Genomic DNA, 14,464 nt, shown 5'->3' with positions numbered 1-14,464 from the left:
TGTGTCTGATGCGGCCCATAGAACCGCGGATGATTCATCGAGCGGCAAACTAACCGTCCGCAGCGCAACTGGCCAGCCCTTGGAAAGGTGCAGCAAATCGGTGATCAGGAAGAAGTGGAGCGGGTGATCGGGATCGAACCGACGACATCAAGCTTGGGAAGCTGGCGTTCTACCACTGAACTACACCCGCAATGCCCCCGAAATTTCCCGAACCGGGGCGATCTGTCAAGCGCCCTTCCGCAGAGGCGCGGGGAAAACCCGTCACTCCGCGCGGAAATGCTTGGAGAGCTTCAGGCCCTGAGCCTGGTAGTTGGAGCCGAGGCCGGTCCCATAAAGACCGTCCGGGTGCTCCAGCATATGTTCATAGATCAGGCGCCCCACGATCTGCCCGTGTTCGAGGATGAACGGCACCTCGTGGCTACGCACTTCGAGCACCGCGCGGCTGCCGCTGCCGCCAGCCGACGCGTGGCCGAAACCTGGATCGAAGAAGCCGGCATAGTGCACGCGGAACTCGCCGACCAAGGGGTCGAAGGGCGTCATCTCGGCGGCGTAGAGCGGCGGAACGTGCACGGCCTCGCGCGACACCAGGATGTAGAACTCGTCCGGATCGAGGATCAGTTCGTCGCGACCGCGGCTGTAGAGCGGCTCCCAGAAATCGAAGATCGCGTGCTGGGCCTTCTTGTCGACGTCGATGACAGCCGTGTGGTGCTTGCCGCGATAGCCGATCAGCCCCTCGGGCCCGGTACCCTTGAGATCGATCGACAGCGCAATGCCGCCGCCGCTGACGTTTGGCCGCTCGCTCGCCACCAGCGTGTCGCTGTCGTGCAAGGCCTGCAGCTCCTGCTCCGACAGGATAGATTGCCCCATGCGGAAGCGGATCTGCGACAGGCGCGAGCCGCGGCGCACCACGATCGGGAAGGTGCGCGGGCTGATTTCGAGATAGAGCGGGCCGCTGTAGCCGGCGGGGATCTTGTCGAACTCCTGGGCGCGGTCGGTAATGACGCGGGTGAAGATATCGAGGCGGCCGGTCGAGCTCTTCGGATTGGCTGAGGCCGACATGCCCGCAGGCAGTTCCAGGCTCTCCATCAGCGGCACGATGTAGACGCAGCCGGTTTCAAGGACAGCACCATCGGAGAGGTCGACCACATGCAGCTTCAACCGGTCGAGCTTGTCGGCGACGAGATGCGAGGGGCCCGGCATGAAGCTGGCGCGCACGCGGAAAGCCTTGGCGCCAAGGCGCAGGTCGAGACTTGCCGGCTGGATCTGGTCGGCATCCAGCGGCTTTTCGCTCTTCAGGCGTCCCGTTTCGAACAGCGCGGCGATCGCGCGGTCGGCCAAAATCCCAGTATTGCGGGCCATTGCAGTCCTCTTTCCAGTTGCGAGACAAAACCAAACTCCAGGAATTGACGCAAGCGCACCCTAGCAGTATTGAAGCTTTATCCCGTGGTGATTTGGCCGGTCGGCTTGCAGCCACGTTAAACAAGTAGCTAAAAAGGCCGGGTGTCAAAACCGGCCCGTTTACGCGGCCGGTTTTTTGTTTTTGAAGGTGATCGTCACATGAGCAAGAACTGGCGCCCGGCAACCCAACTCGTCCACGGCGGAACGACCCGCTCCCAGCACGGCGAGACGTCCGAGGCGATCTTCCTCACCCAGGGTTTCGTCTATGACACATCGGAAGCGGCCGAAGCCCGCTTCAAGGGCGAAACCGAAGGCTTCATCTACGCCCGCTACGGCAGCCCGACCAACGACATGTTCGAAAAGCGCATGTGCATGCTGGAAGGCGCTGAAGACGCGCGCGCCACCGCATCGGGCATGGCCGCGGTGACCGCTGCCATCCTCTGCCAGCTGAAAGCCGGCGACCACATCGTCGCGGCCCGCGCCCTCTTCGGCTCCTGCCGCTGGGTGGTCGAGACGCTGGCGCCAAAGTACGGCATCGAATGCACGCTGGTCGACGGTCGCGACCTCAAGAACTGGGAAAAGGCGATCCAGAAGAACACCAAAGTCTTCTTCCTGGAAAGCCCGACGAACCCGACGCTCGAAGTGATCGACATTGCCGGCGTCGCCAAGCTCGCCAACCAGATCGGCGCCAAGGTTGTCGTCGACAACGTCTTTGCGACTCCGCTCTTCCAGAAGCCGCTGGAACTCGGCGCCCACATCGTCGTCTATTCCGCGACCAAGCATATCGACGGCCAGGGCCGCTGCCTCGGCGGCGTCGTGCTTTCCGACAAGGAATGGATCAACGAGAACCTGCACGACTACTTCCGCCACACCGGCCCCGCCATGTCGCCGTTCAACGCCTGGACACTGCTGAAGGGCATCGAAACCCTGCCGCTGCGCGTCAAGCAGCAGACGGAAACCGCACGCCGGGTCGCCGACTTCCTGGCCGAGCAACCGCAGGTCGCCAGGGTCATCTACCCCGGCCGCAAGGACCATCCGCAGGCCGACATTATCGCCAAGCAGATGACCGGCGGCTCCACCCTCGTCGCCTTCGAGCTGAAGGGCGGCAAGGATGCCGCCTTCGCCCTGCAGAACGCGCTTGAGATCGTCCGCATCTCCAACAATCTCGGCGACAGCAAGAGCCTGATCACCCATCCGGCGACGACCACGCACAAGAACCTGACCGACGAAGCCCGCGAAGAACTCGGCATTTCCGCCGGCACTGTGCGCTTCTCGGCCGGCATCGAGGACAGCGACGACGTGGTGGAAGATTTCGCCCGCGCGCTCAAGGCCGTCAAAGCCTGACACGATCGAAAACGCGGCCGCCGCAACAGGCGGCGGCCGCTTATCACCTCCAGCAATCTTAGCGCCACTGCCCTATGGCCGCGAAAACCGGATAAAAATCAACGGGATATGATCTTCCCGAAGGCCCGATCGCGTTGCCGCAAGCCCCTGCCCCAGAATGGCCACGCACAATCTTGCCGTTATTCTTGACGAAACCATCTTGCTGTAGAATACCCTGAAAGACCTGAAGCAAGGTGTTGCCCATGTATCGCGCTTTGACCCGCGACATAGAAGTTACGGTGGAGCCGTACTATCTCGAAGAGCAATCGGATCCGGATGACGGCCGCTATGTCTGGGGCTATCGCATCGTCATCTCCAACCATTCGGGCGCAGCCGTCCGATTGATGACCCGCTACTGGCACATTACAGACGAGAATGGACAGGTCGACGAGGTCAGCGGTCCCGGCGTGATCGGCGAGCAGCCCTTGCTCAATCCCGGCGACACCTACGAGTATTCCTCCGGCTGCCCGCTGGATACGCCGTCCGGCGTGATGTTCGGTCATTACAGCATGGAAGCCGAGGGCGGAGAGATCTTCAACGTCGCCATTCCAGCCTTCTCGCTCGATTCACCAGGCTTGGTGCGAACGCTGAACTAAAACACCTGGCAGCTGCCGCCCTCGTTGACGGTGCCCGCCAAAAAAACGAAAACGGGAAGCGCGCGGAATGTCCGTGTGCTTCCCGTTTCTCCGTTGTACCGGCGAACCCGTCCTACTGCGGACGAACCTCGCTTGCCTCGAAGCGATAGGTCGTCGAGCAGAACTCGCAGGTGACCTTGACCTCGCCATCGTCGATGGTGCTTTCGAGGTCTTCCGTATTCAGGTTGGACAGCACCGAGCGAAGCTTCTCGCGCGAGCAGCTGCAACGATCGTAAACCGCCTGCGGTTCATAGACGCGAACGCCGCGCTCGTGGAACAGGCGATAGAGCAGCCGTTCGGTTCCAACCATCGGGTCGGTCAGCTCGTCCATGTCGATCGTCTCGACCATCACCTTGGCTTCCGCCCAGAGATCGTCGTCCTCGAAGGCATTCTCGCCGTTGTCGCCATCGCCGCCGGAGAGGTCCGGCTGGCGCATGCGCTCGGGCGCTTCCGGCAGGAACTGGGCGACCATGCCGCCGGCGCGCCAACGATGACGCGGCTTGCCGCTTTCGTCGCGGTCGAGCAGTTCGGCAACGCCGAGCCTGACCTTGGTCGGAATCTGCTCCGACTGGCGGAAATAGACGCCGGCGATCTCTTCGAGCGTCGCACCGTCGAGCGCCACGATGCCCTGGTAGCGCTGGGTGTGGGCGCCCTGGTCGATGGTGAAGGCGAGCACGCCCTTGCCGAGCAGTTCGTGCGAGCGCGTGCGGCCATCCTTTTCGGCGACGGCGAGCGCTTCGGCGTCATAACGGGCATAGGCACGCACACGATCCGGCGTCGAGAAATCAGCAACGACCAGATCAACCGGACCGTCGCCTTGGGTCTGGACGATCAGCTTGCCCTCGAACTTCAGCGATGTGCCGAGCAGAACCGTGAGCACGACCGTTTCCGCCACGAGACGGGCGACCGGAAGCGGATAGTTGTGGCGCTCGAGGATTGCGTCAAGCATCGGGCCGAGCTGCACGGCGCGGCCGCGCACGTCGAGGCCTTCCACCTGGAAAGGTACAACGTGATCGTCACCGGCAAAGTCGAACTCACCAAGCCCTGGCGTCATGTCGGTCATGTCTTGCTCCTTGCCTTCAGCCAGCCGGATCGCGCCAGGGACATCCATATCCCCCGGCGCAACGTGCCCGCTGTTTCACTTGATCCCGCGATGAACGGATTGTCCACCAGGTTTGTGCCGTCGCCATTGCGACGCACCACCTCGACGGTTTGCGCGCTCACTGTCTGTAGCAGCGCTCGTATGCCGCCTAGATCGTGTCGCACATCATCAATGTCAATAGCGGCGTTCACGTGCCGGACGCGCCCCATATTCAATGGAGCGCATGCGCCTACGCCTTTTGCCGCAGTCGATCCCGGTCGGGCGCAGGCGGCTCAGACGAGCCCCATGCACCAGGCGATAACCGACTTCTGTGCGTGCAGCCGGTTTTCGGCCTCGTCGAAGACCACAGACTGCGGGCCGTCGATCACCTCGTCGGTCACCTCTTCGCCGCGGTGCGCCGGCAGGCAGTGCATGAAGACCGCATCGGACGCTGCGCGCTTCATCAGCGCTTCATTGACCTGGTAAGGCTGGAAGACGTTGTGGCCGCGGGCGCGATGCTCCTGGTTCATCGAGATCCAGGTGTCGGTGACCACGCAATTGGCGTTGGCGACGGCCTGTTCGGCGTCGTGGCACAACAGGATCTCACCGCCATTGTTGCGCGCCCAGTTCAGGAACTTGTCCTGCGGCTCCGAGCCGAGCGGGACGGCCATGTTCATCCGGTAGCCGAAGCGGGCCGAACCCTCGATCAGCGAATGCAGGACGTTGTTGCCATCGCCGGTCCAGGCGATCGTCTTGCCCTTCACCGGGCCGCGATGCTCCTCGAAGGTCAGGATGTCAGCCATGATCTGGCAGGGATGGGTGTCGTCGGTGAGGCCGTTGATGACAGGCACGGTCGCATGCTCCGCCAGTTCCAGCAGACGACGATGATCGGTGGTGCGGATCATGATGGCGTCGACGTAGCGCGACAGAACTTTTGCAGTGTCGCCGATCGTCTCGGCGCGACCGAGCTGCATTTCGGTACCCGACAGAAACAGCGTTTCGCCGCCGAGCTGGCGCATGCCGACATCGAAGGAAACGCGCGTGCGGGTGGAAGGCTTTTCGAAGATCATCGCCAGCATCTTGCCGGCAAGCGGCTTCTCGGCTGTCCCGGCCTTGGTCGCCGCCTTTCGGACGCGAGCATCGTCGATGATCGTCCTAAGGTCGGCGGCCGTCATGGCCGAAAGATCGAGAAAATGTCTGGTGCCTGCCATCGTACTCGGTTCCTCAAAAAATCGAACCCTTGTGCGCCACGCTCGCGGCATGTGCGCACACAGGTCATTCTAACATCGTGTCAGTCTTGGCCCTATCCGTCAGGCTGCGGCGTTGCCGCTGGCCTTCCTTACCGCTTCAGCCGCGCGCTCGATGCGTGCCAGACCCTCACGGGCTTCCTCCGCCGTAATCGTTAGAGGCGGCAGCAAGCGCAGTACGTTTTCACCGGCCGGCACGGCCAGAAGCTTCTCGGCGCGAATTGCCTTCAGCAGGTCGGCCGAGGGGCCCTTCACCTTGATGCCCAGCATCAAACCGTCGCCGCGAATTTCCTCGATGACATCAGGGTAGCGATCATGCAGCGACGCGAGCCCTTGGCGGAAGACCAGCGCAACGTCACGCACATGCGTCAGGAACCCGTCCGCAAGCACGATATCGAGCACGGCGTTGCCGACAGCCATGGCCAGCGGATTGCCGCCATAGGTGGAGCCATGCGTGCCGGCCACCATGCCAGAGGCCGCCTCTTCGGTCGCAAGGCAAGCACCGAACGGGAAACCGCCGCCGATACCCTTGGCGACTGCCATGATATCCGGACGGATATCGGCCCACTCGTGGGCAAACAGCTTGCCGGTGCGGCCGACGCCAGTCTGGACCTCGTCAAGGATCAGAAGCAGGCCGAATTCGTCGCAGAGCGCGCGTAGCTCCTGCATGAACTCCTTGGCTGCCGGGCGGACCCCGCCCTCTCCCTGGATCGGCTCGATCAGGATCGCTGCCGTTTCCTCGGTGATCGCATTCTTGACCGCGGTGAGATCGCCGAACGGAACCTGGTAGAACCCCGGGGCCTTCGGGCCGAAGCCTTCGATGTACTTCTGCTGGCCACCGGCGGCGATCGTCGCAATGGTCCGGCCGTGGAAAGCGCCCTCGAAGGTGATGACGTGGAACTTCTCCGGATGACCCTTGGAGAAATGGTAGCGCCGCGCCGTCTTGATGGCGCATTCGAGCGCCTCCGCACCGGAATTGGTGAAGAAGACCTTGTCGGCAAAGGTCACCGCCGTCAGGCGGCGGCCGAGGCTTTCCTGACCTGGGATTTCATAAAGGTTGGACAGGTGCCAGACCTTGTCGGCCTGCGCCTTCAGCGCCTCGACCAGATGCGGATGGGCGTGGCCCAGCGCGTTCACGGCAACGCCGGCGCCGAAGTCGAGATAACGCGTGCCGTCCTCGGCGATCAGCCAGACGCCCTCTCCTCGCTCGAAACGCAACGGCGCGCGCAGGTAGGTATCGTAAAGCGGCGTGGTTGCAGTCATGCGAGGCTCTCCTTCTCACTCCAGTCGGCATCGATCCCGCGTCTCGCGCGGTCCGATAAAAATCAAAAATGCCGCCTTTCGGCGGCGCAGGCACTATTCCCATTTCGCGCTGCAATGTCAACAAAACCAAGCCTTGCAGCGCAGCAGAGAAGGCCGTTTGTCGGTGGCGAAAAAATCACGCGGAAGGGCTTGCAAAAATGCAACGCCAGCCGAGCAAGTTGGGGAAAACTACGAAATCGATTCGGTGCGATTCCTGGGACTCTTGCCACGGAGTCCGGCCGTCAGTACGTTAACATTCAATTACTAGACGCATGCGGCGGACCTAGTCACCAAAAGAGTTATCGCGTTTGCAACCCCGGGGTTCAGCCAGGGTGCGGTGAGGGATTCTGCCATCCCTAACGCTGAGAACGGAGAGTGCAGAAATGAACTGGACTGACGAGCGGGTGGAAAAACTGAAGAAGCTCTGGTCGGAGGGCCTAAGCGCCAGCCAGATCGCGGCGCAGCTCGGCGGCGTCAGCCGCAACGCCGTCATCGGCAAGGTTCATCGCCTGAGCCTTCCCGGCCGCGCCAAGGCCGGCGGCAGCACCGCCACCGCAGCCCGGAGCCCGAAGCGTCCGACTTCGGCGCCGCGCGCACCGAACTACGCCGCACGCGTTGTTGCCCGTCCGGTTGCCCGTCCTGCTGGCGCTGTCGTTCTCAAGGAAGAGATCGAAGTCGATCTCGTTGCCGAGCAGGATTACAGCACGCGGACCGACGTTGTTGTGCCGATGTCGCGACGCCTCGAGCTGACCCAGCTGACCGAACGCACCTGCAAGTGGCCGATCGGCGACCCGCTGAAGGAAGAGTTCCATTTCTGCGGCAACGATTCTCCGGAAGCTTCGCCCTACTGCACGTTCCACGCACGGCTTGCTTACCAGCCGTCGGCAGAACGCCGCCGGGCTCGCTGAGAACCCGCGTACCGGATCATAAAAAAGGGGCCGATCGGCCCCTTTTTTTGTTGGCAGTTGCTGGAGCGCTCAGCTTTCAAGCGAGTAACCGGCGCCACGAACCGTGCGGATCACGTCCTGCATGTTCGAGAAGTTCAACGCCTTGCGCAGGCGGCCGACATGCACGTCGACCGTGCGCTCGTCGACATAGATGTCATGGCCCCAGACACCGTCCAGAAGCTGCGAGCGTGAGAACACCCGGCCCGGCGAGGACATCAGGAACTCGAGCAGGCGGAATTCCGTCGGTCCAAGGCGAACCTCACGGCTGCGGCGATGTACACGGTGGGTTTCGCGGTCAAGTTCGATATCGCCGCAGCGAAGCAGCGTCGAAAGGACCTCCGGCTTGGCCCGACGGAGCATCGCCTTGACCCGCGCCATCAGTTCGGGCGTGGAGAAAGGCTTGACCACGTAGTCGTCGGCGCCGGTCGCAAGACCGCGGACGCGTTCGCTTTCTTCCCCGCGTGCCGTCAGCATGATGATCGGCAGCCGCTCCGTCTCCGGGCGCTGGCGCAGGCGGCGGCAAAGCTCGATGCCCGAAACGCCCGGAAGCATCCAGTCGAGGATCAACAGGTCAGGCAGGCGTTCCTGGAGCCGGATCTCCGCCTCATCACCCCTGAGGATCGTATCCACGTCGAAGCCTTCGGCTTCCAGGTTGTAACGCAGCAGGACGCTCAGCGCCTCTTCATCTTCGACTACGGCGATTTTTGGCAGCATCAGGTAACGTCTCCTTACCAAGAGCACCGCGCGGTCGCCTGGACCGCCGAGGCACTCAGACACTCTAAATCTGGAGCGCAGCCCCCGTTTTCAAAGGCGGGGCAATAACCGCATGCTTCAGATACAGGAAATCGGGGCCGCGACAAAAGCCGCGACCAGATGGCATTCAAGTGGCATGCATTCGGGTGCCGCGCAGGGCGCTCAGTCGTTGACGGAGCCCAGCGTCGACGTGTTGTCATCCTTCGGACGCTCGCCTTCCGGCTGCGCGCCCGTCGCCATGTAGTAGATCGTCTCGGCGATGTTGGTCGCGTGGTCGCCGATGCGCTCTATGTTCTTGGCGCAGAACAGAAGATGCGTGCAGGGTGTGATGTTGCGCGGATCTTCCATCATGTAGGTCAGAAGCTCGCGGAACAACGAGGTGTAGATCGCATCGATCTCCTCGTCGCGTTCGCGAATGCTGTTGGCCTTCTCCGGCGAACGCGATGCGTAAACGTCGAGCACTTCCTTGAGCTGCACGAGGGCCAGTTCGGCAAGATGCTCCAGGCCACGGGCGAGCTTGCGCGGGATGCCGGAACCGGCAACCGCGATGACGCGCTTGGCGTTGTTCTTGCCGAGGTCGCCGACGCGCTCCAGATCGGATGCGATGCGGATCGACCCCATGATTTCGCGCAGGTCAGCAGCGACAGGCTGGCGCTTGGCGATGGTGATGATCGCCTTCTCGCCGATCTGCCGCTCGGCGTCGTCGAGAACGGTGTCGTCCGAAATGACCTTCTGTGCCAGCGCCAGGTCGGAATTGACCAGTGCGCGCACGGATTCGGCGACCATTTGTTCGGCCAGACCGCCCATCTCCGAGATACGGCGGGTCAGGTATTTCAATTCTTCGTCATAGGCAGACATGATATGCATGGACATGATCGTCGATCCTTGCGAGCGCGTTCCGGGTTCGGTTTCTGCCGGTTCCGGCCTCAGCCGAAGCGGCCCATGATGTAATCCTGGGTGCGCTGGTCATCCGGATTGGTGAACATCTTGTCGGTGTCGTTCTCCTCGACGAGATTGCCGAGGTGGAACATGGCGGTGCGCTGCGAAACGCGGGCTGCCTGCTGCATCGAGTGGGTCACGATGACGATCGTGAAGTTCGTGCGCAGTTCGTGGATGAGCTCCTCGACCTTGGCGGTCGCGATCGGGTCGAGCGCCGAGCAGGGCTCATCCATGAGGATGACTTCGGGGCTGACGGCAACGGCACGCGCAATGCACAGGCGCTGCTGCTGACCACCGGACAGGCCGGTGCCAGGCTCATGCAGGCGATCCTTCACCTCGTTCCACAGACCAGCCTTCTGCAGGCTGGTTTCGACGATCTCGTCGAAGTCCGCCTTGGTGCGGGCAAGACCGTGGATGCGCGGGCCGTAGGAGACGTTTTCATAGATCGACTTCGGGAACGGGTTCGGCTTCTGGAACACCATGCCGACGCGTGCGCGCAGTTCCACGACGTCGATCGTCGGATCGTAGATGTCGTCCTCATCGAGCGTGATCTTGCCGGTGACACGGCAGTTCTCGATGGTGTCGTTCATGCGGTTCAGCGTGCGCAGGAAGGTCGACTTGCCACAACCGGACGGGCCGATCAGCGCCGTTACCGTGTTTTCGCGGATGTTGAGGTTGACGTCGAAAAGCGCACGCTTCTCGCCGTAATAGACCGACACATCCTTGCCGATCATCTTGTAGGGAACCGTGTTCATTTTCTGGTCCAGGGCTTTCTCGACGGCTGCTTCTGACATGATGTTCATAGTAATTACCTCACTACCAACGGCGCTCAAAGCGACGTCGCAACAGAATGGCGCCAAGGTTCATGACGACGAGGAAGATGAGAAGAATGATGATCGCGCCGGAGGTGCGCTCGACGAAGGCGCGTTCCGCCTCGTTGGCCCACATGTAGATCTGCACCGGCAGCGCAGTCGACGGCTCCATCGGCGAACCGGGATAGTCGACGACGAAGGCGACCATGCCGATCAGGAGAAGCGGCGCGGTTTCGCCAAGCGCGTGGGCAAGACCGATGATCGTGCCGGTCAGGATGCCGGGCATCGCCAGCGGCAGCACGTGATGGAAGATGGTCTGCATCTTCGAGGCACCGAGGCCAAGCGCCGCCGAGCGGATGGACGGGGGAACCGCCTTCAGAGCCGCACGGGTGGCGATGATGATCGTCGGCAGCGTCATCAGCGTCAGCACGAAGCCGCCGACCACGGCTGCCGAACGTGGCATGCCGGCGAAGTTGATGAAGACGGCAAGGCCCAGGAGACCGTAGACGATCGACGGAACGGCCGCGAGGTTGTTGATGTTGACCTCGATCAGATCGGTCAGCCGGTTCTTCGGCGCGAACTCCTCGAGATAGATCGAGGCGGCGACGCCGATCGGCAGCGACAGCACCAGCACGATCAGCATCATGTAGAACGAGCCGAGTGCGGCAACCCCGACACCGGCCGCTTCCGGACGGCTGGAGGCGCCGAAGGTGAAGATGCCGGTGTTGAAGCTTTTCTTCAGGACGCCAGCCTCGGCCAACTGGTTCATCCAGGTGACCTGCTGGTCCTTCACCTTGCGCTTGCTCTCTTCGACCTTGAGGTCGATCTGGCCCTTGAAGGCGGAGTCGATGTTGGCTTCCGCGAGCAGTGTGACCGGGACGGTCTTGCCGATGATCGACGGGTCGGCGACGACCATATCGCGCAGCAGCGTGCGGGAGCTTGCTGACATCATATCCGTTGCCTGCTTGACCAGCGGTCGCTTGCTCGGGTCGATGCCGAGCTGCTTGACGAGCGCATCGCGCACCAGCAGCGGGTAATTGGCCGTCATCAGCACCTTGCCATCGGTCGCGCGCTCACCCTTGGGGTCGATGACCTTTTCGGTGAACTCGATCGGCAGGGTGACGGTCGTCTGCTGGAATGCGGTGTAGCCGTTGGAAACCACGGTCCACAGCAGCAAGCCCAGGAAGAAGAGGCCCGTGCTGATGGCGGCCATGCCGTAGGCGCGGAACCGGCGTTCTGCAGCATAGCGGCGCTTGATGCCGATATCGCGCTTTGCGGATGCGGGACGGGTGGAAATCCGAACGGTCGAGGAAGCGATGTCGGTCATTCGTACTGTTCCCGGTACTTGCGCACGATGTAGAGCGCGTAAATGTTGAGGCCGAGCGTGATGACGAAGAGCGTGATGCCCAGCGCGAAGGCAACCAGCGTCTGCGGCGAGGTGAATTCAAGGTCACCGGTCAGCTGGTTGACGATCTTCACGGTCACCGTGGTCATCGGCTCGAAGGGATTGATCTGCATGCGGGCGGCAACGCCGGCTGCGAGCACCACGATCATCGTCTCGCCGACGGCGCGCGATGCGGTCAAAAGCAGAGCGCCGACGATACCGGGCAAGGCTGCGGGAAGGATGACCTTCTTGACCGTTTCAGAGCGGGTGGCGCCGAGACCGAGCGAACCGTCACGCAGCGCCCGCGGCACCTGCGTGATGATGTCGTCCGACAGCGAGGACACGAACGGGATCAGCATGATGCCCATGACGATGCCGGCCGTGAGAACGCTCTGCGCCTGAATGAAGTTCTGATAGTCGCCGGTCACAAGCCCGTTCAGCTGGGCCGAGATGTCGCGCAGGAACGGACCGACGGTCACCAGCGCGAAGAAACCGTAGACGATCGTCGGGATGCCGGCGAGCACTTCAAGCAGCGGCTTTGCGGTCGAGCGCAGACGCGGGCTGGCGTACTCCGCCATGTAGATGGCGGCGAAAAGGCCGATCGGCACGGCAAAGAGCATGGCGACGAAGGCGATGTAGAGCGTGCCGGCAAGAAGCGGGATCAGGCCGAACTGACCCGAAGCGCCACCGCTGCCTGCTGCGGCGAAGCGCGGGTCCCAGACCGTGCCGAAGAAGAATTCGAACGGCGAAACCATCGTGAAGAAACGACCTGCTTCGGACAGCATCGAGGCAACGATGCCGACCGTCGTCAGGATGGCGATCGATGAAGCGACAATCAGCGAGCCGAGGATGACCCGCTCCACCTGGTTGCGGGCGCGGAAGCGTGTCGTGACGTTACGGATCGCGTAGATGCCGCCAACGATCGCGATCAGCAAAACGACAGCGGTCTTAATCCAGCGGTTGGTCGCATTCATCGCGTTGAAATGTTGCGCAGCGGCTATCATGTAAGGCTCGCCTTCGCCGGCGAGCGCAACACCCTTGGCGGCAAGCGTCGAGCGAAGATTGGCGGCACCACTTTCGAGTGCGGCGATTTCCTCGCCGCTCAAGCGCAGCAGTCCGCCGGCAACCGACTTTACCTGACCGAGCGCAAGCTGGACCGGGGCAGCGCCCTGGCTCTGCACGTTGTCCGGCAGGGCCGCACGGGTGCTTGCGTCAATGTAGACCGGAGCGGCGATCAGCCAGGCGGCGAGTACGAGCGCCGCCGGAAGCATCGCCCAGATGGCGACGTAGCTGCCATGATAGCCTGGCAGAGAATGAAGGTTGGAGAGCTTGCCGCCGGAGAGCGCAAGCGAGCGTGCGCGGCCGGAAAAATAGGCAATGAAACCAATAACAACAATAAACAAAAGAAGGAGCGAAGTACTCATTGGCACGTCTCCCCGGCGTTGCCCGTCATGGCCGCCGGCAAAATCGGGTGGAGGCATGCCCCGGCGCGAGCGGTCTCGCACCGGGGCTTGTCGTTATCAGAGCATGTTGCCGGCGGAGAAGGCCTTGCGGATCTCTTCGCGCTCAGCGTCCGGAGCAGCAACCAGGCCGTATTCGGCGAGCGGGCTTTCCGGGCCGATCATCTGATCGTCGAGGAAGAACTCAACATATTCCTTGAGGCCCGGGATAACGCCGAGATGCGCCTTCTTGACGTAGAAGAACAGCGGGCGCGAAACCGGATATTCGCCGGAAGCGATCGTTTCGGTCGACGGTACGATGCCGTTGACGGTCGCGACCTTCAGCTTGTCGGCGTTGTTTTCGTAGAAGGACAGGCCGAAGACGCCGATGCCGTTCTTGTTGGCGGAGATACGGGCGAGCGTTTCGGTGTAGTCGCCGTCGATATCAACAGCCATGCCATCCTTGCGAACGGCGACGCACTTGCTGTGCTGCTGCTTTTCGTCGGCAACGGCAGCCTTGATCACGTCAACCGCGCCAGCGTCCTTGCAGCCTGCAGCGAGGATCTTCTCTTCGAAGACTTCGCGGGTGCCGTGCTTTTCGCCCGGGATGTAGGCGGCGATATCAACAGCCGGAAGCTCGGCGTTGACGTCCGACCACTTCTTGTAGGGGTTGGCGACGAGCTTGCCGTCGACGACGACTTCTGCGGCCAGAGCCTTGTAGAGATCGACCGGCTTCAGAGCGAGGTCGGCATTGCCGGCGTCGGTCGCGAAGACGATACCGTCATAGCCGATCTTGATTTCCTGGATTTCAGTGACGCCAGCGGCCTTGCAGGCCTCGACTTCGCTGTCCTTGATCTTGCGCGAGGAGTTGGCGATGTCGATGGTATCCGGGCCGACGCCCTTGCAGAATTCCTTCAGGCCGGCAGAAGAACCGCCCGATTCAACGACCGGGGTCTTGAAGTCCGGGAAGGTCTCGCCGAACGTCTCGGCGACGATCTTGGCATAGGGAAGAACGGTCGAGGAGCCTGCGACCTGAACCTGGTCGCGAGCGGCGGCGGCGCCAGCAAAAGCGACGGACGCGACGAGAGCCGCGACAGTGAGTTTAAGAGCTTTCATAAAAGTTCTCCCGGAATGGGCTTGTGTT

General features: G+C 62.2%; 13 protein-coding genes, 1 tRNA gene and 1 riboswitch. Of the genes, 3 read left to right on the top strand and 11 right to left on the bottom strand.

The window, feature by feature from the left end; genetic code table 11:
* Positions 1–115 precede the first annotated feature (115 nt).
* Together VGO04_RS11195 and VGO04_RS11190 are read right to left on the bottom strand one after the other, a co-directional pair.
* A tRNA-Gly gene (locus VGO04_RS11195) sits at positions 116–190 on the bottom strand.
* Between the two features lie 71 nt (positions 191–261).
* Positions 262–1,359, bottom strand: a complete 1,098-nt coding sequence (locus tag VGO04_RS11190; RefSeq protein ID WP_327496031.1) for a 2'-deoxycytidine 5'-triphosphate deaminase — start codon at positions 1,357–1,359, stop codon at positions 262–264.
* Positions 1,360–1,433: 74 nt separating this feature from the next.
* A riboswitch (SAM riboswitch) is annotated at positions 1,434–1,512 on the top strand.
* Positions 1,513–1,557: 45 nt separating this feature from the next.
* On the opposite strand from VGO04_RS11190, the gene VGO04_RS11185 reads away from it, so the two are divergent.
* The gene (locus tag VGO04_RS11185; RefSeq protein WP_327496030.1) at positions 1,558–2,742 is read left to right on the top strand and encodes an O-succinylhomoserine sulfhydrylase; all 1,185 of its coding nucleotides are present in this window, start codon (positions 1,558–1,560) and stop codon (positions 2,740–2,742) included.
* 242 nt (positions 2,743–2,984) lie between these two features.
* On the top strand, positions 2,985–3,377 hold the full coding sequence (apaG, locus tag VGO04_RS11180; protein ID WP_327496029.1) for a Co2+/Mg2+ efflux protein ApaG: 393 nt from the start codon (positions 2,985–2,987) through the stop codon (positions 3,375–3,377).
* Between the two features lie 112 nt (positions 3,378–3,489).
* Here the strand turns inward: apaG and VGO04_RS11175 are convergent, their stop codons facing one another.
* The 3 genes from VGO04_RS11175 to VGO04_RS11165 form a co-directional block, all read right to left on the bottom strand.
* Positions 3,490–4,479, bottom strand: coding sequence for an Hsp33 family molecular chaperone (locus VGO04_RS11175; RefSeq protein ID WP_327496028.1), 990 nt, complete (start codon positions 4,477–4,479; stop codon positions 3,490–3,492).
* A 311-nt stretch (positions 4,480–4,790) separates the two neighbouring features.
* On the bottom strand, positions 4,791–5,708 hold the full coding sequence (gene argF / locus VGO04_RS11170; protein ID WP_327496027.1) for an ornithine carbamoyltransferase: 918 nt from the start codon (positions 5,706–5,708) through the stop codon (positions 4,791–4,793).
* A 99-nt stretch (positions 5,709–5,807) separates the two neighbouring features.
* Positions 5,808–7,007 (bottom strand): aspartate aminotransferase family protein, encoded by a 1,200-nt coding sequence (locus tag VGO04_RS11165; RefSeq protein ID WP_327496026.1) that lies wholly within the window; start codon positions 7,005–7,007, stop codon positions 5,808–5,810.
* 422 nt (positions 7,008–7,429) lie between these two features.
* Between VGO04_RS11165 and VGO04_RS11160 the strand changes: the two genes are divergently transcribed.
* Positions 7,430–7,954 carry a GcrA family cell cycle regulator gene (locus VGO04_RS11160; protein ID WP_327496025.1) on the top strand — a complete coding sequence of 175 codons (525 nt, stop codon included), beginning with the start codon at positions 7,430–7,432 and terminating at the stop codon, positions 7,952–7,954.
* A 69-nt stretch (positions 7,955–8,023) separates the two neighbouring features.
* Here the strand turns inward: VGO04_RS11160 and phoB are convergent, their stop codons facing one another.
* The 6 genes from phoB to VGO04_RS11130 form a co-directional block, all read right to left on the bottom strand.
* Complete coding sequence (phoB, locus tag VGO04_RS11155) at positions 8,024–8,707, bottom strand: phosphate regulon transcriptional regulator PhoB (protein ID WP_327496024.1); 684 nt, start codon at positions 8,705–8,707, stop codon at positions 8,024–8,026.
* A 201-nt stretch (positions 8,708–8,908) separates the two neighbouring features.
* Positions 8,909–9,622, bottom strand: coding sequence for a phosphate signaling complex protein PhoU (gene phoU, locus VGO04_RS11150; protein ID WP_327496072.1), 714 nt, complete (start codon positions 9,620–9,622; stop codon positions 8,909–8,911).
* A 50-nt stretch (positions 9,623–9,672) separates the two neighbouring features.
* A complete protein-coding gene (gene pstB / locus VGO04_RS11145) occupies positions 9,673–10,488 on the bottom strand; it encodes a phosphate ABC transporter ATP-binding protein PstB (RefSeq protein ID WP_327496023.1) in 816 nt (271 codons plus the stop codon).
* A 13-nt stretch (positions 10,489–10,501) separates the two neighbouring features.
* Positions 10,502–11,824, bottom strand: coding sequence for a phosphate ABC transporter permease PstA (pstA, locus tag VGO04_RS11140; RefSeq protein ID WP_327496022.1), 1,323 nt, complete (start codon positions 11,822–11,824; stop codon positions 10,502–10,504).
* Positions 11,821–13,305: a phosphate ABC transporter permease subunit PstC gene (gene pstC / locus VGO04_RS11135; protein ID WP_327496021.1), complete on the bottom strand. Its 1,485-nt coding sequence runs from the start codon at positions 13,303–13,305 to the stop codon at positions 11,821–11,823. The genes pstA and pstC overlap by 4 nt, the downstream gene beginning before the upstream one ends.
* A 96-nt stretch (positions 13,306–13,401) precedes the next feature.
* A complete protein-coding gene (locus VGO04_RS11130) occupies positions 13,402–14,436 on the bottom strand; it encodes a substrate-binding domain-containing protein (RefSeq protein ID WP_327496020.1) in 1,035 nt (344 codons plus the stop codon).
* Between the last annotated feature and the right edge of the window lie 28 nt (positions 14,437–14,464).

The organism is Ensifer sp. (genome assembly GCF_035999185.1).
Lineage (GTDB): Bacteria > Pseudomonadota > Alphaproteobacteria > Rhizobiales > Rhizobiaceae > Ensifer.
The sequence above is the reverse complement of the archived record's forward strand: the minus strand, read 5'-3'. Positions and strand labels throughout refer to the sequence as shown.